This window comes from Psychrobacillus sp. FSL H8-0484, assembly GCF_038005325.1.
GTDB lineage: Bacteria > Bacillota > Bacilli > Bacillales_A > Planococcaceae > Psychrobacillus.
On sequence record NZ_JBBOSZ010000001.1, the window covers coordinates 1,843,295 to 1,861,903 of the forward strand.

Annotated in this window: 27 protein-coding genes; 23 read left to right on the forward strand and 4 right to left on the reverse strand. The window is 32.9% G+C overall.

Features of this window, described 5'->3' with window-relative positions; all coding sequences use genetic code 11:
* Window positions 1–117: 117 nt before the first annotated feature.
* The 9 genes from MHH81_RS08800 (at window position 118) to MHH81_RS08840 (ending at window position 5,977) form a co-directional block, all read left to right on the forward strand.
* A complete protein-coding gene (locus MHH81_RS08800; protein ID WP_340920194.1) occupies window positions 118–432 on the forward strand; it encodes a hypothetical protein in 315 nt (104 codons plus the stop codon).
* Window positions 433–497: 65 nt separating this feature from the next.
* Window positions 498–905 carry a hypothetical protein gene (locus MHH81_RS08805; RefSeq protein ID WP_340920196.1) on the forward strand — a complete coding sequence of 136 codons (408 nt, stop codon included), beginning with the start codon at window positions 498–500 and terminating at the stop codon, window positions 903–905.
* Window positions 906–1,049: 144 nt separating this feature from the next.
* Window positions 1,050–1,409: a hypothetical protein gene (locus MHH81_RS08810; protein WP_340920198.1), complete on the forward strand. Its 360-nt coding sequence runs from the start codon at window positions 1,050–1,052 to the stop codon at window positions 1,407–1,409.
* 244 nt (window positions 1,410–1,653) lie between these two features.
* Entirely contained in the window at window positions 1,654–1,851 is a 198-nt protein-coding gene (locus MHH81_RS08815; RefSeq protein WP_340920201.1) for a hypothetical protein, read from the forward strand.
* Between the two features lie 233 nt (window positions 1,852–2,084).
* Entirely contained in the window at window positions 2,085–2,510 is a 426-nt protein-coding gene (locus MHH81_RS08820) for a hypothetical protein (protein WP_340925195.1), read from the forward strand.
* A gap of 126 nt (window positions 2,511–2,636) precedes the next feature.
* The gene (locus MHH81_RS08825) at window positions 2,637–3,629 is read left to right on the forward strand and encodes a serine hydrolase domain-containing protein (RefSeq protein WP_340925196.1); all 993 of its coding nucleotides are present in this window, start codon (window positions 2,637–2,639) and stop codon (window positions 3,627–3,629) included.
* Window positions 3,630–3,792: 163 nt separating this feature from the next.
* On the forward strand, window positions 3,793–4,512 hold the full coding sequence (locus tag MHH81_RS08830; protein WP_340920203.1) for an SDR family NAD(P)-dependent oxidoreductase: 720 nt from the start codon (window positions 3,793–3,795) through the stop codon (window positions 4,510–4,512).
* Between the two features lie 200 nt (window positions 4,513–4,712).
* Window positions 4,713–5,291 (forward strand): kinase, encoded by a 579-nt coding sequence (locus MHH81_RS08835; protein WP_340925197.1) that lies wholly within the window; start codon window positions 4,713–4,715, stop codon window positions 5,289–5,291.
* A 152-nt stretch (window positions 5,292–5,443) separates the two neighbouring features.
* Window positions 5,444–5,977: a hypothetical protein gene (locus MHH81_RS08840; RefSeq protein ID WP_340920205.1), complete on the forward strand. Its 534-nt coding sequence runs from the start codon at window positions 5,444–5,446 to the stop codon at window positions 5,975–5,977.
* Between the two features lie 238 nt (window positions 5,978–6,215).
* Here the strand turns inward: MHH81_RS08840 and MHH81_RS08845 are convergent, their stop codons facing one another.
* Window positions 6,216–6,641, reverse strand: coding sequence for a hypothetical protein (locus MHH81_RS08845; RefSeq protein WP_340920208.1), 426 nt, complete (start codon window positions 6,639–6,641; stop codon window positions 6,216–6,218).
* A gap of 133 nt (window positions 6,642–6,774) precedes the next feature.
* Entirely contained in the window at window positions 6,775–7,200 is a 426-nt protein-coding gene (locus MHH81_RS08850) for a hypothetical protein (RefSeq protein ID WP_340925198.1), read from the reverse strand.
* Window positions 7,201–7,567: 367 nt separating this feature from the next.
* Between MHH81_RS08850 and MHH81_RS08855 the strand changes: the two genes are divergently transcribed.
* The 5 genes from MHH81_RS08855 (at window position 7,568) to MHH81_RS08875 (ending at window position 9,362) form a co-directional block, all read left to right on the forward strand.
* The gene (locus tag MHH81_RS08855; protein WP_340920210.1) at window positions 7,568–7,768 is read left to right on the forward strand and encodes a hypothetical protein; all 201 of its coding nucleotides are present in this window, start codon (window positions 7,568–7,570) and stop codon (window positions 7,766–7,768) included.
* A gap of 186 nt (window positions 7,769–7,954) precedes the next feature.
* Window positions 7,955–8,122: a hypothetical protein gene (locus tag MHH81_RS08860; RefSeq protein WP_340920212.1), complete on the forward strand. Its 168-nt coding sequence runs from the start codon at window positions 7,955–7,957 to the stop codon at window positions 8,120–8,122.
* Window positions 8,123–8,224: 102 nt separating this feature from the next.
* The gene (locus MHH81_RS08865; protein WP_340920214.1) at window positions 8,225–8,437 is read left to right on the forward strand and encodes a hypothetical protein; all 213 of its coding nucleotides are present in this window, start codon (window positions 8,225–8,227) and stop codon (window positions 8,435–8,437) included.
* A gap of 170 nt (window positions 8,438–8,607) precedes the next feature.
* Window positions 8,608–8,763, forward strand: coding sequence for a hypothetical protein (locus MHH81_RS08870; RefSeq protein ID WP_340920217.1), 156 nt, complete (start codon window positions 8,608–8,610; stop codon window positions 8,761–8,763).
* A 221-nt stretch (window positions 8,764–8,984) separates the two neighbouring features.
* Window positions 8,985–9,362 (forward strand): hypothetical protein, encoded by a 378-nt coding sequence (locus MHH81_RS08875; RefSeq protein WP_340920219.1) that lies wholly within the window; start codon window positions 8,985–8,987, stop codon window positions 9,360–9,362.
* 132 nt (window positions 9,363–9,494) lie between these two features.
* Here MHH81_RS08875 and MHH81_RS08880 read toward each other — a convergent pair whose 3' ends face one another.
* Window positions 9,495–9,839 (reverse strand): winged helix-turn-helix transcriptional regulator, encoded by a 345-nt coding sequence (locus MHH81_RS08880; RefSeq protein WP_340920221.1) that lies wholly within the window; start codon window positions 9,837–9,839, stop codon window positions 9,495–9,497.
* Between the two features lie 147 nt (window positions 9,840–9,986).
* On the opposite strand from MHH81_RS08880, the gene MHH81_RS08885 reads away from it, so the two are divergent.
* From MHH81_RS08885 to MHH81_RS08905, 6 genes are all read left to right on the forward strand, one after another.
* A complete protein-coding gene (locus tag MHH81_RS08885; RefSeq protein WP_340920224.1) occupies window positions 9,987–10,859 on the forward strand; it encodes an SDR family oxidoreductase in 873 nt (290 codons plus the stop codon).
* A gap of 256 nt (window positions 10,860–11,115) precedes the next feature.
* Window positions 11,116–11,403, forward strand: coding sequence for a TIGR04104 family putative zinc finger protein (locus MHH81_RS21320; RefSeq protein ID WP_445678083.1), 288 nt, complete (start codon window positions 11,116–11,118; stop codon window positions 11,401–11,403).
* Between the two features lie 151 nt (window positions 11,404–11,554).
* Window positions 11,555–11,806 carry a hypothetical protein gene (locus tag MHH81_RS08890; RefSeq protein WP_340920226.1) on the forward strand — a complete coding sequence of 84 codons (252 nt, stop codon included), beginning with the start codon at window positions 11,555–11,557 and terminating at the stop codon, window positions 11,804–11,806.
* A 282-nt stretch (window positions 11,807–12,088) separates the two neighbouring features.
* Window positions 12,089–12,448: a hypothetical protein gene (locus MHH81_RS08895; protein WP_340920228.1), complete on the forward strand. Its 360-nt coding sequence runs from the start codon at window positions 12,089–12,091 to the stop codon at window positions 12,446–12,448.
* Window positions 12,449–12,676: 228 nt separating this feature from the next.
* Entirely contained in the window at window positions 12,677–14,131 is a 1,455-nt protein-coding gene (locus MHH81_RS08900; protein WP_340920231.1) for a WD40/YVTN/BNR-like repeat-containing protein, read from the forward strand.
* 297 nt (window positions 14,132–14,428) lie between these two features.
* Window positions 14,429–14,719 carry a hypothetical protein gene (locus tag MHH81_RS08905; protein WP_340920234.1) on the forward strand — a complete coding sequence of 97 codons (291 nt, stop codon included), beginning with the start codon at window positions 14,429–14,431 and terminating at the stop codon, window positions 14,717–14,719.
* Between the two features lie 76 nt (window positions 14,720–14,795).
* Here MHH81_RS08905 and MHH81_RS08910 read toward each other — a convergent pair whose 3' ends face one another.
* Window positions 14,796–15,212 carry a hypothetical protein gene (locus MHH81_RS08910; protein ID WP_340920236.1) on the reverse strand — a complete coding sequence of 139 codons (417 nt, stop codon included), beginning with the start codon at window positions 15,210–15,212 and terminating at the stop codon, window positions 14,796–14,798.
* Between the two features lie 291 nt (window positions 15,213–15,503).
* Between MHH81_RS08910 and MHH81_RS08915 the strand changes: the two genes are divergently transcribed.
* The 3 genes from MHH81_RS08915 (at window position 15,504) to MHH81_RS08925 (ending at window position 18,504) form a co-directional block, all read left to right on the forward strand.
* A protein-coding gene (locus tag MHH81_RS08915) for an IS3 family transposase (RefSeq protein WP_340920239.1) occupies window positions 15,504–16,864 on the forward strand; the annotation gives its coding sequence in 2 pieces (ribosomal slippage) (window positions 15,504–15,960 and window positions 15,960–16,864; 1,362 coding nt in all).
* A gap of 228 nt (window positions 16,865–17,092) precedes the next feature.
* Window positions 17,093–17,383 carry a hypothetical protein gene (locus tag MHH81_RS08920; RefSeq protein ID WP_340920241.1) on the forward strand — a complete coding sequence of 97 codons (291 nt, stop codon included), beginning with the start codon at window positions 17,093–17,095 and terminating at the stop codon, window positions 17,381–17,383.
* A 212-nt stretch (window positions 17,384–17,595) separates the two neighbouring features.
* The gene (locus MHH81_RS08925) at window positions 17,596–18,504 is read left to right on the forward strand and encodes a tetratricopeptide repeat protein (protein ID WP_340920243.1); all 909 of its coding nucleotides are present in this window, start codon (window positions 17,596–17,598) and stop codon (window positions 18,502–18,504) included.
* The last annotated feature ends 105 nt before the right edge of the window (window positions 18,505–18,609 follow it).

Consider the following 18,609-nt stretch of genomic DNA (forward strand, 5'->3'; position numbering starts at 1 on the left):
GTAGATTTTAGTGAGCCATTGTGAAATGTTACACTTAAACTAACGCAGCAGGTTAGTTGAATAAGAATCTGAAACTTTAGTAAGTATTATGCATCTAATTTTTCAAGGGGTGTTAATGTGAAAAATAAAATCAGAATAAGTTTTTTATTATTATTTTTTTTATTTATTGCTGGCTGTTCTGATTATCAAGAGAAATTTGCTTTCACAGGAACAGTAGAGGAGATACTTGTTGAAGAAGAAATGTTAGTTATTAAAGAATATAATAAGGGTATTGAAGGTAGACAAGACGGAAATGTATATGAAATACCTGTTGTTAATGTAAAGAGATATAGCATTGGTCAGAAACTTGAGATAACTGTCTTCTCTAATACTGATGAAGATATTTGGGCTTTAGACCATTTGAAATTCGATATAAAAACAGTCGAAAATTAAACTTCTTGTTCAACTAACGGAGCAGTTTAGTTCAATAAGGAATATAGAAAAGTAGGTGATTAAATATGAGTTTAGCAAGCTATATTGGTTGTAACGTAGAAGTCCCACTCAGTAATGATGAAGAAAATAATTTTATTTACATTGGAGATTGTTTTTCAAATAAGTACAACAAACAAGATGTACAAAAATATCAATTTACCACACCTTTTGTATATGAAGTATCGAGTGATTGGGGAATTGAGATTTCAGAAAATATGAATCAAATAACATGTGCTGAATCAAAAAAGAAGCTAATTGCATTATGTGAAATTATGGATAGTTATCTTGAAAAAGGTGATTATTTTGAACTGTATAGTTGTTGGGTTGGCGAGGAAAAGGACAAACGAGTAGGTGACATAACTTTGAGGATAGATAAATTAAACGTTGATTTGATTGAATTACCTGAAAAAACTTTGGTGCGAATAGAGAAGTAATACCTTTTTCACTAACGGGTGCTTTACTTCAAGAAGGAATGAAGCCTTTTTTCTTATTGAACTAAAGCAGCAGTTTAGTTGAATAAAAACTGGAGTAACAAAATAACTATCCATAACGACTTATTGTAGAAAGGGGGTTATGTTTTGAAAATAAAACAAATCTTGATTTTTATGCTTATTTCCGTTTCGCTAATTGTAACAGGTTGTATAAACAATGAAGTTGAGGGTAATGAAGTAGAAAATAATAACACTGATACCGAGATTAGAGATGTGGTATTGAATTATATTGAAGAGCAAGATTGGAATCCTGAACCATACTCAAGAAGCGACTGGGAAAATGCAACAGTGAAAAAAATAACCGTTGATGACATTTATAAAAATATTGATAAATCATATAAAGGCAAAGAGATTTTTACAGTAACTATCGAAGATGCCATCGCTGCACCAATTGTATTTGTTGACCCGAACACTTTAGAGGTGATAGGAATTATGCCTGGGGAATAATAGGTACGATCTTCAACTAACGTGGTGCTTTATTAAGCTGCTAAGACGGCTCTTTTTTCTTATTGAACTAACGGTGCAGTTTAGTTGAAGAAGAAGGTTTTTTTATGATTGTGTTGAATAAGTTAATATATGTAAATTATTCAACAAAAGGGGTGCTTACTTTCAGTCTGGGGGTGGCACTTTTTTCTTGAATTAACGCAGCAAGTTAGTTCAGTTAGAAACACATTAAATTGGGGGGAGAAAAATGATTTGGGGAACTATATTTCTATGGATTGTTGGTTTAATTATTTTGTACGTAGTAATTTTTGCAGCAGTAAAGGATGCCATTAATAAGTCAGAGGTAGGTCAAATAATAATAAAGAAGTATGGAGTTAAAGAGGAGATAGTATCGATAAGTGATGAAGAAATTGAAAAGGAATTAGACGACGATGAAAGAAGGTAAAATTCGTAAAGATTTGTTGATTAAATACGGCTATCGATATTCATTTTTGTATAGTGTCTTGGAACACGAATGGAAATATTTATAATATCAACCTTCTTAAGCTAACGAGTGCTTTACTTCAATTAGAGTAAAGCATTTCTTGTTCAACTAACAGGGCAGGTTACTTTAAGATGGATGGATACCTCTTTCTAATTTGGGAAGATTAGAAAAGAGGTGAATTTATCTTGAAAAAAATGTATGTACTGATTTTAATCATATCTTTATTTACTTTGGTGTCATTTGAAGCTTATGCACAGCCTAAAAATTGTCCTGTATTAAGTGAATTAGAGAAAATATCGCTTAAGGATAAAAAAGAGGTAATAGAAGCGTTAAATACTTTAATACCAAAAACTTATGGAACTGGATTAGAGGATTTACCTGACCTATATACTAAGTGGAATGTAGTAACTGCCAAACCTTTTCCTAAAACAGTTGGTAATAAAATAGAAGAAGGCTATTTTGGAATGGCTAAAACCTTTTGTGGCAAAGAAATTGCTGAAAAGTCATGGCTTGTACGTTTAGATTTCCCCAAAGCACCTGGAGCTGACTTAGCCCAAGGTCAATTATTTTTAGCTAAAAGTAAGGAAAAAGGATGGTTTGTTTGGTTTCGATACCATTAAACTGCTATTCCTTATTCAACTAATGAGTGCTTTACTTCAAGAAGGTTTAATTTTCTTTTTGTTGAATCTAATTAAAGAACTAGAAGGAAGGAGAACAAAAAGTTGGATAATAGGTATTAAAAATTAATTTCATGGGTTGAAGATATAAAGGATCGAAATCACTCCTCTGCATCAGCAGTGATTATACTTAAGGATGATAAAATAGTATTAGAGCATTACAGTGGAAGCCACTCTAATACAGAAGGTTCATTGCCTATTACTCAATTCTCACAGTTTAATGTTGCATCAGCGAGAAAAAGTTATTTAGGGCTAGCTGTTGCATATGCAATCCATGAAGATAAAATTAAAAGTCTTGATGACTATGCAGTAAATTACTTTGAAGAATTTGATAAACAATTACTCGGTAGAACGACCATTAGAAATTTAATTACTCATTCGCATGGTTTAAATGAGGATGAAAATGGAACGGTTTATAGAGAGTTTAACCCAGGTAAAGGGTGGGCGTACAGAGGGATAAATGTGTTAATGATGACCCAACTAATTAAACGATTATACAACCAAAGTATTCCTGAATTGTTACATGAAAGAATCTTTTTACCTTTAGGTTATAAGGAAACAGCTTGGCAAACAAAAGAAAATGAAAAATTAGTTAAAGTAATTGTTAATCCTAAAGAAGAGGCAACATCTAAACTGGGCAATTCAAATGATGGAACTGAGTCTAACCTTTATGTCTCTGCTAGAGAATTTGCATATTGGGGAAATCTTCATTTAAGAAAAGGAAATATAAATGGAAAACAAATTGTTCCAAAAGAAGTAATTGAAGTTGCAACACAAGTTCAAAGCCCTGTATATAAAAATGAAGAATCCCCATTGAATGGTGCGTTTTGGTATGTTCAAGGAACTCCATCATCAAGAAGTGAGATTGGGGATCGAGTGCCTAAAGGTGCTTTTCAAATAATAGGGGTAACAGGTTCAACTTTATTAGTAATACCTGAATATAATGTTGTTGTTGCAAAGATGTATAACAAAAGATATAACTATGAGGGAATTGACGGGAAAAATTATCTTTATTATTTAAAAGAATTTAGTAACTTGGTAGCTGATACATTCTCTAAATAATTTCTTATTGAGCTAACGAGTGCTTTAGTTCAAGATCAATGAGCTGCATAGACGGCTCTTTTTTCTTGTTCAACTAACATAGCAGTTTAGTTGAATAAGGAATATCATCTCGTTAGGAAGAATATAGAAAGGTATTACTACGACTTTTTTTAGGAGAAAAGGGATGACAATATTGAAAAAGGCAATAGTCATTGGTGCAAGTTCTGGAATTGGTGAAGAACTTGCAAAGGTTTTATCAAATGAGGGGTATATAGTTGGATTAGTTGCTAGAAGAACAGATAATCTACTTGCACTTCAAAAAAATTTACCACATAAATCATTTATCAAATGTATCGATGTTTCACACATTAATGAAGCGAAGAACCTACTAGAAGAACTTATTGAAGAGATGGAAGGTATGGATTTAATTATTATTAGCTCTGGTGTGGGGCATCTCAACCCTTATTTGAACTTAGATTTTGAAAAAGAGACAATCGATGTAAATGTTTCAGGATTTGTAGCAATCTCTAATGTTGCTTATAAATATTTTGTATCAAAAAATTCTGGACACATAGTAGGGATATCGTCAATTGGAGCTTTAATGGCGAATCCTACTGCACCTGCTTACAATGCTTCAAAAACCTTTGTTGCTAATTATCTAATCAGTATTCGCCAAAAGTTAAAGATGCAGAAGGTAAACGTTTTAGTAACCGATGTTAAATGTGGGTTCGTTGATACGAATATGGCTAAAGGTGATAAAGATAAAATGTTTTGGGTTGCTTCTCCAGAAACAGCCGCTTTGCAAATTTACGATAGTGTAAAAAAGAAAAAGAAGACAGTATATGTTTCTAAACGATGGCGTATTATTGCTTGGGTATTAAAAATTCATTCACTCTCTAATTAATTTCATAATTCCTCTGAAAGATAGTAGTGTTTTTAGTTCAAATTCAACTAACGGTGTGCTTTACTTCAAGAATGAGTAACGTGTTTTTTTTATTAAACTAACGCGGCAGTTTAGTGAAATATTTAATTTCACATCTTAACTGTATATTTAAAAAGAGTATTAAATTTGGAGGAGATGTTTGTAAATTGGAAGAAAATATAATGATTCTCTTAAAGCGGATTCAAGAGATTGAAACAGGTAATCGTTTTATTTTGGGTGTAGATGGATTAAGCCGATCTGGAAAGACAATCCTTGGTAATAAGCTAAGTGCTCACTTGAAAGAAATGAATATCCCTTTTCATATTTTTCATATAGACGACCACATTGTAGAGAGAAAAAAACGTTACGATACAGGGTTTGAACAATGGTACGAGTATTATAATCTTCAATGGGATATTGACTGGTTGAGTCAAAACTTTTTTGATAAAATCAAGAAATCTAGTCCGATAAGAATTCCATTCTACGATAAAGAATCTGATACACAAAGCATTCGAAACATACAACTTCCTAATGCTTGTGTGATCATAATAGAAGGGGTCTTTCTTCAACGTAAAGAGTGGAGAAATTTCTTCGATTATATCGTATTTTTGGATTGTCCAAGGGATGATAGGTTTCTACGTGAAAGTAAAGAAGCTCAAAGGGGTATGGAAAAGTTAAACCAAAGGTACTGGAAGGCTGAAGAATACTATTTAGAGACAGAAATTCCTATCCAAAAAGCTAATTTAGTTTTAAATGGATAATATTTTGTGCAACTAACGGGTGCTTTACTTCAGTAACGAGTAAAGCCTTTTTCTACTTCAACAGAAGCAGTTTAGTTTAACGAGCAATGTCAATTTGATAATTTTAATGAAGCTGGGAATACTACACCTAAAATACATTGAGGTGATAGAAAATGACCAGATCTATTTCACTTTTGTTGATTTCATTTTGTTTGTTGTTTTTCTTGACCATATATGCAACTGCTAACGATAAGCCTGAACCTTATGAAGAAATATATCCTAAAATAGGTTACAAAACTGTGGAAGATGCATTGGACGATTTTGAACAACATTTCAAACAAAAACTTAAGCTTCCGCTTAGAGTTCCACCGATTAGCTTTACTCATCATTTTGGTATGTTTAGTGATTTAGATGGAGACATTAATGACTCATTTGAAGTGATGTTTATTAATGAGAAGTTATCTGAAAATCATTATAAAATTTATGTTCGACCGATAAAGAATAGAATTCCTATAAGTGAGAAATACGCGTTAAAAACCTTTGAATTAAAGAATGGGATTGTAGCCAATTATATGACAATTTCAGGATTTAATGTGCTTGTTTTCGAGAGAGATGATTGGCAATATATGCTGAATATTAGTAAACGCGTATCAGATAAAGTTACTCCTGAAACCTTGGTAGATATAGCTAATTCAATTGATTATTGATTTGAATTGGAAATTTTGTTCTTCAACAAACGGGTGCTTTAGTTAAAGATCATGGGTTGCTTAGGCAACCCTTTTTTTCTTATTGAACTAACGCAGCAGGTTAGTGAAAAAAGTAATCCAACTTTTTATATGGTGAAATAATTGATAGTATTTTCAGTGACAGTAGGGGGAATATTGTATTTGTAATAATAAAATGGAGTTAATTGATGACACCTGCCGACAATACATGCAATTTTTATTATTTGTATAAAAAAAACATTTCGGCTTTCCCATCCCATTCTACATACACTCTAACAGCTTCTACTTTAGACCATGGATGAGCATTCCCTGATTTACCTAGAGTTGAAACAGTACCTTTTTCTCCTATAGGTGAATCAGGTGAATCCAAACCTGCTAATAGACTTTTACTTGATGATTTACTGAAAATTGTTTCAAACGTAACTGAAACTTGCCCGACAGAAACAACATCTTCCCCTTTATACTTTAGATAACCTTGTCTTGTTACTCCCTCTTCCGAAATTCCAATTGTAAATTTACCCACCCAATTTTCATCTTCACCATGGTAAGTAAGCACTTCGGACGACTTTAATTCTTGGGCAGAAACAGATAAGCCCAAAATTAAGGAGCATAAAAGTAAAACAAATGTTGCATAAAATTTCTTCATTACCACACCACCTTTTAATGTTTATTTTGTTTAGAAAAAATTAACTTATCCCAAGCAAATATTTCTTAATATGAGATAGTTAATGCTGAGAAGCAATATAAAAACCACCAAGTTCTATGGTGGTTTAGTTTGATTATTTGTAAGGATTCCAGTACAAATGATAATGATTTCCACCAAGAAGTACTTTTTTGGTTTCAGCATCAATCACTACATATTTATGCCATTCTTCTTTTTCATTTTGGTGAAAAGATGCCATAAAATATACTTGTCGATTGGGATGAATATGAAGCGAGTTTGTAGGATTCATTTTTTCTCCACCGAGTTTGGTTTTCATTTTAAATGTTAGTTCTGCATCTGGTACTTCATTAAAGGAGATTTTTTTCCTCATGCTAAATGCAGCATTTTTATACTCTTCGTAAATATTTTTATCTAATTCGTTATAAAATTTATCTTCTTCAATAAAAGATTTACTTTGATTATCTGGGTACTCTAACTTAGCAGAAGAGGTTTCAGAAGCTGCTGTTCTTTGGGATGAAGTCTCGGAAGGTGCCAATGACAGGAAAAGAAAATTGGATAAGACAACTATTGTCAGTAGTATTATTTTCAATGTATTACCTCCAGTTTTATAAGATAATCATATAATTCCCTAGTTTTTGATATTTATGATAATAATTAGCTTAACGTTCACTTTTGCTATGTATCGTGATGGGAAGATGAATTTTGATATAGAAAAAGAGAGGACGGGAAGATGGGGATTGATTTCCTTATTCAACTAACGCGTGCTTTACTTCAAGAAGGGGAAAAGCATTTTTTCTTATTGAACTAACGAAGCAGTTTAGTTGAACAAGAGGTTTCTTTAGTAAGAACGTAGAAGTAGTTACTAAACAGATGATATTAGCATCGTTATAGTTTAGGAGGAGAAAGGAATGAGCCAAAACAAACAAGATAAAATCCAAAAGCAAAAAAAGGTTCAAGGTGTATATAGAAAGATAAAACAACAGAATAGAGGAGATAAAGACGATAAAGACGATAAAAATGATAACAAAATAGGTGTAGTCATTGTAAATATTTGTGTTGTTTTAGGGATTTTACTTCTTTTACTGAATGCATTTATTGATGATTTTTAGATTTGGTTTACTGGAAATTAGAGCGTACAAAATTGTGAAAAAATGTACTTAACCTAACGAAGTAGGTTAGTTCAATAAGGATTTGTCGTCTCTATTGTAGAATAATATTCTTGAAAGAAGCCAGGAGGACCACAGGATGGAACAAATAAAAGAAGAAAAAAATAAATTAGGGTGGTGTGGTTTTAAATGATGCTATTTAATATTATGGGACTAGTATTAATAATAATTATTATTGGGTTTGGGCTTTATTATTTACTTTTCAAGAAAATTAAAAATAGGTATAGTACTATACTTGGATATTCCTATTTATTTGTCGGGGCTATTGGTTTATTTATAATGACTTCACTTTGGTGAGTCTATTAGTAATTGAATGAGGTATTATGGTCGAATCTTCTAGTTGCTTATTCAACTAACGAAGCAGGTTAGTTTAAGAAAGCTATAAACGGGGTGGAGTGTATGAGTGAACGATTTGAATTAAGTTTTAAAAACAAGGAAGTAAGAATGTGGGTTTATTTGGCTGTACCAACGATTATTATAGGAATCATCATTATATATTATGGTGAACGGAATTATCAGTATATTCCTTTATTAGTGTTTTGGACTATCTTTTATATATGGCGTTTTTTTTACAGGAGGAAACGGAAGAAAGAAGAAAAAAAATCTTCTTAAACTAACGAGGTGCTTTACTTGAAGATCATTGAGCTGTTTAGACAGCTCATTTTTCTTATTCAACTAAAAACGCAGTTTAGTTGAATAAGCTATTAAGAATTTATAATAAGAAACCGAGATTTTTAACCATCCCACATTATATCGTTATACAGAGAGAGGGAGGAATATATTTGAAGTATTTGTTCTTGGCAATTTTAGGGGCAGTCATAGGTTGGATAGGTCTTAGCTTTATTTTGAAAGATTGGGACCAACAAGGGCTTATGATTATGATCATAGGAATAGTTATTGGTTATAATACTAGAAAACAAACTGAAGATAAGTTTTAAACGTAACTCTTTCTTATTCAACTACCATGGAAGAACGTAATTTTCTTGCATATTTTGTGGTGAAGAAGGGCTTCATGGGTGGCTAACGGGTGCTTTAGTGAAAGATGATGGGATTACTTAGGTAGCTCTATTTTCTTATTGAACTAACGCAGCAGTTTAGTTGAATAAGGATTTGTAACTTAATTTATAAATTAAAGTCTAATTTCAGAGGAGGGATAATAATGAAAAAATTATTTGTTTTATTTATCGCATTTGGATTCATATTAGCTGGTTGTTCGCAAGAACAAGAAAAAGAATTAAGTGAAGTTGAAAATGAAAGCAGTTCTGAAACAGTAACTACCACTAAAGCGAATTCCTTAGAACTAAAAGAAACAGAAGAAATAGAAATTTTCACAAAAGCAGTAAGTGATTCAAAGAAAGAGTCGGGTATTGTCAATATGACAAATCCCCAATATCAATTTAGTATCGGTGAAGAATCCTATTTTCTTTGGATTACTGAAGATTCTGGGACAATAATGAACACAAAAGACACACACACGATTTATGTATTATCCAGTAATTCAGTCGAAGAAATTTATGAGTTTGTTAGTAAAGGTTAAAATATTCATCTTCAACTAACGAGTGCTTTACTTCAAGAAGGAGTAAAGCCCTTTTTCTTATTAAACTAACGCAGCAGTTTAGTTGAATAGCATCAATTCAAAAAGCTAAAGACCAGTATAGGCTTTAGCTTTTTAATAATTATTTAGATTCTTACCCCACTCTCCCATACTATCCAGTATAGGAATAAAGCTTTGCCCTAGAGGTGTTAGCGAGTATTCTACTTTTGGAGGAACTTCTTTATATACTTCCCTGTGAATCATTCGATCATCTTCCAATTCTCTTAACTGACGTGTTAATATTCCTTTTGATATACCAGGTGCCAACCTTTGAAGTTCACCAAATCTTCTTGTCTGTTTACTTAAATGCCATAGAATAATAACTTTCCACTTTCCCGCAATTATGTTTTGAGTATCTGTAACCGGACAAACCTCTATTTGTTCCTCCGGCGGTTCACCTTGAAACAATGATCGTGCCATGATAAATACCTCTCCTTCTTAATGGTACTATTTTTGTGACTATGTTATAAAAATGTGCCTACTTACAAAAAAACGTCTACTATTATATTGTAGGATTATGCTTGATATTTCAACCATGAAATAATAAAAATAGGAGATGACTTATTTATGTCAAAAATCGTAATTACTGGGGCAACGGGAGAATTAGGACAAATTATCGTCCAACATTTACTTGAAAAAGTACCTGCAAATCAAATCGCTGTTAGCGTTCGAAACGTTGAAAAAGCATCTAAATTTGCTGACCAAGGAATTGAAGTTCGTTACGGGGATTATGATGACCCTACATCTCTTGAAAAATCATTTGCTGGAGCTTCTAAGTTACTTCTAATATCAACACCGCAAGACGACTCTGTAGTACGTATTCGCAAACACGTTGATGCCATAGAGGCAGCTAAAAAAGCAGGAGTAAAACACCTTCTTTATACAAGTTTTGCTGCTGTTGATAAGGGGGCATTTCCTCCACTTGGAGATGTTCATTCAGCAACTGAATATACTCTTCGTGCTTCAGGTCTTTCGACTACGATTTTAAGAAATGCTTTTTATCAAGAAGTGTTTGTTAATGAGAGCCTTCAATCGTTTATTGATAGTGGAGTAATCATGACTTCTGCTGGAAAAGGTAAAGTCAATACAGTAGAACGAAGTGACCTTGCTTTAGCAGCAGCAACCGTTCTGGCTGAAGAAGGACATGAAGATAAAGTTTATGAATTAGCATCATCTGAAACTTGGAATTATGATGAACTTGCTAACATTCTTTCGGATGTTTCAGGAAAAAACGTAACTCATCATTCTATGTCAGACTCTGAAGCTCTAGAGAGAATGGTTAATTCTGGCGTTCCTGAAGGTTTTGCTCATTTTCAAATTGCTCTTTACAATTCAATAGCAAATGGAAATGAAGGAAATACCTCCGATGATTTAGAAAAATTGATTGGAAGAAAGCCTATATCTATCCGTGAAAGTATAATTAAATATAAATCCTTGTAATATTAACCTGTGGATCATTTACTATTCGAGAAAGTTGAAGATACAGTTAAACCCTATTTCTAATAAACATATACAAATATTGAAAAGGACTGCTCATAACTGGGTAGTCCTTTTATTATTTTTAAAAGGTTCTTATTCCACTAACGAGTGCTTTACTTCAAGAAAGGATAAAGCCTTTTTTCTTATTGGATTAACACGGCAGGATAATAAATCAACGCCTTAGAAAGTTCAGATATTATAATGGAGGTTATTAGCTTTGCAAAAATGCGAGAAATGCAATGCACATTTTAGTTGGGGTAAAATCTATGAATCCTTCTGGCTAAATTATAAACCTATTAAATGTAACGAATGCGATACAACACATAAGATAACAATGCCAAGCACGTTAATTTTTGTCTCTTTTACTATTCTTCCAATGCTCTCCTTCGGTTTTTTTCTGTCTCCTTTTAGCAATGGGCTTGTGACACTTGGCATAGCTACTTTTATTTTTATAATTGGTTCTTTGTTGGCACCTTTTCTTGTTACTTATAAAGAGTCTTTGTGAACTAATGTACTTAAGCTAACGAGTGCTTTAGTGAAAGATCGTTAAGCTGCTTAGACTGCTCTTTTTTCTTATGCAACTAAAGCAGCGGGTTTTTTCAAAATAAATAATGGTTTTTTATGGTAAAATATATTTAAGGTCGGAGGGATTTAAAATGAATAAACGGGGAACTGGAGTTGCTTTTATAGCAATATCAGCATTTTTAATATCGGCAAAATATATTAGTGCTTCAATCTTTGGTTCGGGCGTTGTTAGTTGGGATAACTCGTTATATGAAGCAATGTTAAGTTATGTTGGGAATACTTTAAGTACGTTTAGTCTTTTATCCTTATTAATAGGTATAGCGTATATAGCTTGGGGAGAATACGATGATTGGAAAGTGAAAAATATTAATTCAAATGAGTAATTCTTATTGAGCAAACGGGTGCTTTAGTAAAAAATCATGGGGTTGCCAGAGGTAACTCTTTTTCTTATTGAACTAACGAAGCAGTTTAGTTGAAGAAGGATTTTCCTTTTCTGATACTTAAAATTATTTTAAGGACAACTGGTTTTGTTCAATCGGGAAGAATTGGGTGAAGAACGATACACTAACTGTTGAAAAAGCTATTGAAATTATGAGGGAAGAACATAAAAAGTATAACGAGTCTATATATTAGGCAGTTCTTTTTTTCAGAAAGGTGGAGAAATAATGAAAAATGATTTAAGGGATGTTGAGCTAGACATAATTAATACAGATCTTCAATTAGTTGATACTTTGTATTTAACTGGTGCATACACACTGGTTCACTCAATTAATTTTCACTCTTTAAATAATGAGGATAGAGTGAAAATACAATTTATATCTGTCAATTCATTGTATCAAGGTAATCTTTGTTTCTTTGTAGATGGGGATAATGTTGGGGAGGTATATATTTCAAAAGGAATAACTCAGTTACCCATTCAGTTAGAAATAAAACAACAGTTATCATCGTATTTTCAACCTCATTTTGAAGAGGATCATAATAAGCCGAAAACTGGGATTCAAATCAAAACCGTAGATTCATTATAATGATTATGAAGAATCCGCCAATTAAGTAGAAAAATAAACCAAAAGTTTAACACTACTCTAATTCAACTAACGCAGCAGGTTAGTTGAAGAAGGATTCTCTGATAAAAGGAGTATTGTGTTTGTTTTATTGGATCTAAGAGGGAATATAACGAAGTATTTACTCCATCATAAATAAGCACATTAATCCTGTGATTAATGTGCTTATTTAGTTATGGGATGGTGGTAATTTTGAGTTTCATAAAAAAAGTCTTATGTTTGTTAGTTATTTTTTTAGTTTTTGTAAATTTGATTGGTCGTGAAACAATCGCTTCAGATGGTGAAATTACGCTAAAAGAAGCGATTGACATTGGATTCCAGAGAGCGAAAGAATGGAATGTAAACGCAACACTTACAAGTGTAAACAGTGTGGATGAAACGATGGGAGGCTCGAGAGGAGGAACAGGAAAACGCTTTAAATGGTTTATGATCTTTATAGTTCCAGATACAGAAGATTATGTGCTAATTGGTATCTCAGAAAAGAAAATTACCGTGTTTAGACCGAGTAAGCAAACTCCGGGTCCAACAATACCCTACGATGAGATTAAGTTGGATAGCTCTGATGTTCTCCAACTAGCAAAGGATAAATACGGACTAAAACAAGGAAAAGGTTGGGCAACCGGATATCATTTTACACTTGATAATATCGATGGTAGGCCCATTCTAACAGTGGTTGGAAATGATCGAGATAATCGTTTTACTCGAATTTCATTCAATGCTCTAAACGGAGATGTGGTGAGTGCTATTCATAAATTACCATACGGCGGAGGATTAATATCCAAACGTATGGGCACCGATAACGTAACAAAAAAAGGGATGGCGATTACGGGGGTTGTTGCTGGAAACAATAATTTAGTGGTATGGGGAGACAAAAAGCCAACACAATTTAGTACAACCAAGCAACCTTTTATTGAATGGAGCCAGAACAATGGAGAAACATGGACAGAACTCCAAGCTAATAATTATGTAACACACGCGTGGTTTGATAGGAATGATCAAGTATATGCAGCAAGGGAAAAAGAACTATGGGCAGGTATTACATCAAAAAGTAAAGGAACGAAAATTCTTTCATTAGACCATATGATTGAGAACATCGATCATTCAATCAACAATCATATAGCTGTGCTATCAAATGGAAATATTTATTATACAACCAATCAAGGGAAGAGTTGGGAACAAGCTATCGTTCCTAAACCATTTTTAGTGGTTCAAATATCGGATAATGGTGATTTAGTAGGACTCACAGAAGAAAGGAAGATTTTGCAAAAGACAAATGATGGGTGGAACGAGATAACCATGCCGAATAGTAATGATATACCTGAGGATATTAAAGTGATTAATAATAGGCTATTCATTACCACACAAAGTGGAATTTGGACCCGAAATCTTCAAGAGGAAAATTGGAGTAAAATTCAAGTTGATGAAATAGTAGTTAGACTAATTAAAAAAGGGGAAAAATTATTCGGAATCACACATAGAGATGAAGCTATTTATTCCATCAACACTAAAGATGAAAGAAAATCTGAAAAAGTGTTTGATGATAGGGATTTCATTGTTTGGGATGTGGATACCATGGGAGATACGTTATGGATTGCAACCATACCAAATTATTCGTGGGAAGAAATGACGATTCGGCAGAGACGATAATAATTTCAAGTGTATATCCATGAAAAGATATTGTGAAACATTTCACTTAAACTAACGGGTGCTTTACTTCAAGAAGGGGTAAAGCCTTTTTTCTTATTTAATTAACGCAGCAGTTTAGTTGAATAAACAGGTTTTTTTACGATTGTGTTGAATAAGTTAATATATGTAAATTATTCAACAAAAAAGGTGCTTTACTTCAAGTCTGGGGGTGGCACTTTTTCTTGAACTAACTGGTCAGGTTAGCTGAATAAGGGTGTAGAATAAATCACTAAAAATACAATTTAAAAGAGGGATATTATGAACCACTACCAAATTGTAAAAGAAGTAATTAATGATTGGGACCCAAAGCACCTTTTACGTTACACATCTGAGGATGAAGATGAACCAGAAATAAGTCGCATTGTATTGCTATTACCAACTGCAACATCTGTTGAAAAATTAGCTGTAGTGATACATGAGGTCTTTGATAAAATGTTTTCGGTGAGAAAAGTACACTCGATTAACAATTGTTATCCAAGTGCATTAAAAATTTGGAACAAAATTAATAGTAGTGAATTTACAAATGTAAAAAAACGACATAATTTCTAAAAACGACATTAATCAAAAGCAATATTATTAAGCTAACGGGTGCTTTAGTAAAAGAACGGTGAGCAACTGAGGTGGCTCACCGTTCTTTTTCAAACCATGGATTTTCAACAGGTGTAGATAGGATTTCATTATACACTTCAATTGAATAATCTTTAAAAATTGTTTGTTGAGCCAGATTATATACGACCTTCTTAATGTTTTTTTCAATACTCTCAACATATTGCTGGGTACCACTTACTTTAATATTAATTCCATTGTATTGGTAATTTATTCCGATACCGGTTATTTCATAATTTTCTTCTGTTAGTTCATTCTTTATTTGATTAGTTAAATTACAAGTGTTTTCAAGAAGTTCCTTTTCTGAGGGTTCTTTCTTAGATTCCATTGCAAATGTAATTTCTTTATCTGGATACTGATGGTACACCCAAATTTCATCAGTAAATACTAAATAAACAAGTATACTCATTATTGTTGAGATAAATTTTATGCCCACCGCTTTTACCTCCTATCATAAAATTTAACTCAACAAATATTTTCTGTTAGAGTTAAATTAATTATTTATTACTTAATATTATGTTCTTTATTTAAAACAATATGTAAAATTTTGAAGAGGAAACCAAACCTTAATCCTTGTTCAACTACCATGGAAGAACGTAATTTTCTTGCATATTCTGCGGTGAAGCAGGGCTTCATGGATGGCTAACGGGTGCTTAGTTAAACATGACCATCATTTTGAACTGCCCCGTAAATGTTAGACACCAACTAACATTTACGGGGTGTTTTTATGTCTAAATATACAGTAGAAGTTAAATTACAAGCGGTGGAACGCTATTTAACTGGAAACGAAAGCTATCAAACTATTGCAGAAAGCATTGGCGTAGCTAAATCTCAAGTCATTACTTGGGTGAAATTATTTGAAGCACAGGGTGAAAAAGGGTTTAAGAAAGGCTATACAAGCTACTCATCTGGGTTTAAACTAGACGTACTTAATTTTATGAACGAAACAGGTGCGTCTTTTCTAGAAACGGCAAGCAAATTTAATATTTCTTCTCCGAGTACTATTTATCAGTGGGAGGAGTTGCTTAAGACAAAAGGATTGGACGCGCTAAAAACAAAGAAAAAGAGGCGTCCATCCATGAAAAAGGAAACCAAATCGAATGACAAAAAAACAACTCCAGTTGAAGGATCTATGGAAGCTCTACGAGCTGAAAATGAACGTTTGCGTATGGAGAATGCCTACTTAAAAAAGTTGAAAGCTTTAGTTCACGAACAAGAAAAATTACAAACAAAATCAAAGCGCAAGTAATTTTTGAACTAAAGAAACATTATGAAGTCGTGGATTTAGTTCAAGTCGCTGACATTCCACGCAGTACTTATTACTACTGGGAAAAACGATTGAATCAAGTAGATAAATATGAAACAGTAAAAGAAGCGATCAAGATCATTTATCACGAACATAAGGGTCGTTATGGCTACCGCCGCATCACGAAAGAACTGAAGAAATACGGATTTAGGTATGACCCGAAGACCATCAATCGCTTAATGAATGAAATCGGTTTAAAATGTGAGGTCCGTATGAAGAAGTATCGCTCTTATAAAGGAAACGTTGGGAAAATCGCTCCTAATGTATTACAACGTGATTTTAAGGCGGAGAAAATGAATCAAAAATGGGTAACAGACGTGACCGAATTCCATCTCTTTGGAGAAAAACGTTATCTGTCACCTGTTCTAGATTTATGTAACGGTGAAATTATCGCATATAAAGTCATGAATCGACCGGTCTATCAACTTGTAGGAGATATGTTAGACGAAGCTGTTCAGCGCCTCCAGCCAGGAGACGAAGTCATCCTTCATTCTGATCAAGGCTGGCATTATCAAATGAAAAAATATCAACAGACATTACAAGCACATCAAATTACGCAGAGTATGTCTCGTAAAGGGAACTGTTTAGATAACGCAGTCGTTGAAAATTTCTTTGGCCTATTAAAGTCTGAACTGCTTTATTTACAAGAGTTTGAGAGCATGGAGCATTTTGAAAAGGAATTAGAAGAATATATGGAGTATTATAATCACAAGCGAATGAAGGCAAAATTAAAAGACTTGAGCCCGGTAGAATACCGAACTCAGTTCTTAGAAGCAGCCTAAATTATTTGTCTAACTTTATTGGGTCAGTTCATTTTGAGGGTCTATTTTTACGCCAAAACATCAAGAAGATTTCGGCGATACAATGTGAAATATTACACTTAAACTAACGCGGCAGTTTAGTTGAATAAAGATAAGGAAGTATTTTCATATAGCGTATTCGATGTAATAACGATTAAAATGGGATGACGTATGTTTTATTTCTAAGTTTTATTAAGAGTGGGAGATTGTATGAAAACCTATATGAAAATTTTTATGTATTTCTTTGTAATGATAGCCATATTCGGGATGACGAGTATTTATTCTAGTGAAAATTTTCAAAAGCCATTCAATACTTTAGATATTATGGATATTTCAAGAATAGTTTTGATAGGCATAATTAAATTAGTAAGTGGATTACTTATTATTGATACTTATATGAGATTTAACGAAATATCCAATGTTAAAAAAACATTATTATTAGTAATAGCTATTCCAAGTTCAATGGCTGTTTTTTCATTTCTCACAAGTATTTATTTTTAAAAAAAATTATTTTTGTTCAACTACCATGGAAGAACGATAATTTCTTACATATTTTGAGGTGAAACATAGCTTCATGGATGGCTAACGGGTGCTTTACTTGAAGATCGTTGAGCTGCTTAGACGGCTCTTCTTTCTTGTTCAACTAAAGGTGCAGAATAGTTGAAATGTGGAAATTAATCTATTTATTATTAACTTACTTTGGAGGTACATATTTGAACACTAATCAGAAGGCAATTGAAATGTTTGAACAAAATGAATATGAGGAAGCGATGGAACTGTTTCAACAAGCAGTTCTCGAATCCAGAGACGTACAATCCTTAAATAATCTCGCTTGGATGTACCTTTATGAGGAAGAGGATGATGATAAAGCCCTTGAATTAATAAACGAGGCTGTTAAGATGAATCCATCCTCATACTTTCCTTATAACATTCTAGGGGAAATTTACATTAGACAAGAACAATGGAAGGAAGCTAAAGAAGCATTGCGAAAGTCCATTTCGATTCAACCATCCAATGAAGCACATCTCAATTTAGCTGTAGCTTATTTTAATCTTGGAGAGTTGGAAGATGCTTCAGAGTTTTTCTTGCGAGCAGCAGGAGATTCAGACAATGCAATGTATAACCATGTAAAATGTTTAATTGACATAGGGCGAATAACAGAAGCTAAAGAGAAGTTGGATGCGTTTAATGAGGAAGCGGATGATTTTGCAGGAGAAATTGATGTTGCTGACTTATATGTTGAAGTGAATTGTTTTAATGAAGCGATTCATTGGTTTGAAAAGGGATATAAAGATTACGGTAAAGGTTCTTATTGGGTCCGTAGATTTGTTTATGCTCTATTTAAAACTAACAATTTCTCACTTATGAATCAGGTTATACAAGAAGCCATTGAAGAGAAGGAAGAAGTAATAGAAGACGTTAAAAAAGAAGAGGTAGAAGAAAATTGGACGGAAACGGATAAGAAAGAGTTAATTGAAAAGTTAATGGACGAGAATAATCAGTATAAAGATATGATAAATCTTATTACATCTGGATATGTTCCTAAATTAGAATTTGAAACTTATCGTACTGGAGCTTGCTACCTATTTGGATGTAAGCGACACAATCATCCTGAATATTAATTAATGATTCGGCTGTCAAACATGATGGTCGAATCTTTGTCATAGAAGCTCGCTTTTCTTATTCCAAATAACGATTGTGAAATAATGCACTTAAACTAACGAGTG

Bases quoted from the DNA above. Each gene is read 5' to 3' on its own strand.
- MHH81_RS08805 (WP_340920196.1), top strand. From the start codon at position 498: ATGAGTTTAGCAAGCTATATTGGTTGTAACGTAGAAGTCCCACTCAGT.
- MHH81_RS08815 (WP_340920201.1), top strand. From the start codon at position 1,654: ATGATTTGGGGAACTATATTTCTATGGATTGTTGGTTTAATTATTTTG.
- MHH81_RS08820 (WP_340925195.1), top strand. From the start codon at position 2,085: ATGTATGTACTGATTTTAATCATATCTTTATTTACTTTGGTGTCATTT.
- MHH81_RS08830 (WP_340920203.1), top strand. From the start codon at position 3,793: ATGACAATATTGAAAAAGGCAATAGTCATTGGTGCAAGTTCTGGAATT.
- MHH81_RS08835 (WP_340925197.1), top strand. From the start codon at position 4,713: ATGATTCTCTTAAAGCGGATTCAAGAGATTGAAACAGGTAATCGTTTT.
- MHH81_RS08840 (WP_340920205.1), top strand. From the start codon at position 5,444: ATGACCAGATCTATTTCACTTTTGTTGATTTCATTTTGTTTGTTGTTT.
- MHH81_RS08845 (WP_340920208.1), bottom strand. From the start codon at position 6,641: ATGAAGAAATTTTATGCAACATTTGTTTTACTTTTATGCTCCTTAATT.
- MHH81_RS08855 (WP_340920210.1), top strand. From the start codon at position 7,568: ATGAGCCAAAACAAACAAGATAAAATCCAAAAGCAAAAAAAGGTTCAA.
- MHH81_RS08860 (WP_340920212.1), top strand. From the start codon at position 7,955: ATGATGCTATTTAATATTATGGGACTAGTATTAATAATAATTATTATT.
- MHH81_RS08865 (WP_340920214.1), top strand. From the start codon at position 8,225: ATGAGTGAACGATTTGAATTAAGTTTTAAAAACAAGGAAGTAAGAATG.
- MHH81_RS08875 (WP_340920219.1), top strand. From the start codon at position 8,985: ATGAAAAAATTATTTGTTTTATTTATCGCATTTGGATTCATATTAGCT.
- MHH81_RS08880 (WP_340920221.1), bottom strand. From the start codon at position 9,839: ATGGCACGATCATTGTTTCAAGGTGAACCGCCGGAGGAACAAATAGAG.
- MHH81_RS08885 (WP_340920224.1), top strand. From the start codon at position 9,987: ATGTCAAAAATCGTAATTACTGGGGCAACGGGAGAATTAGGACAAATT.
- MHH81_RS08890 (WP_340920226.1), top strand. From the start codon at position 11,555: ATGAATAAACGGGGAACTGGAGTTGCTTTTATAGCAATATCAGCATTT.
- MHH81_RS08895 (WP_340920228.1), top strand. From the start codon at position 12,089: ATGAAAAATGATTTAAGGGATGTTGAGCTAGACATAATTAATACAGAT.
- MHH81_RS08905 (WP_340920234.1), top strand. From the start codon at position 14,429: ATGAACCACTACCAAATTGTAAAAGAAGTAATTAATGATTGGGACCCA.
- MHH81_RS08920 (WP_340920241.1), top strand. From the start codon at position 17,093: ATGAAAACCTATATGAAAATTTTTATGTATTTCTTTGTAATGATAGCC.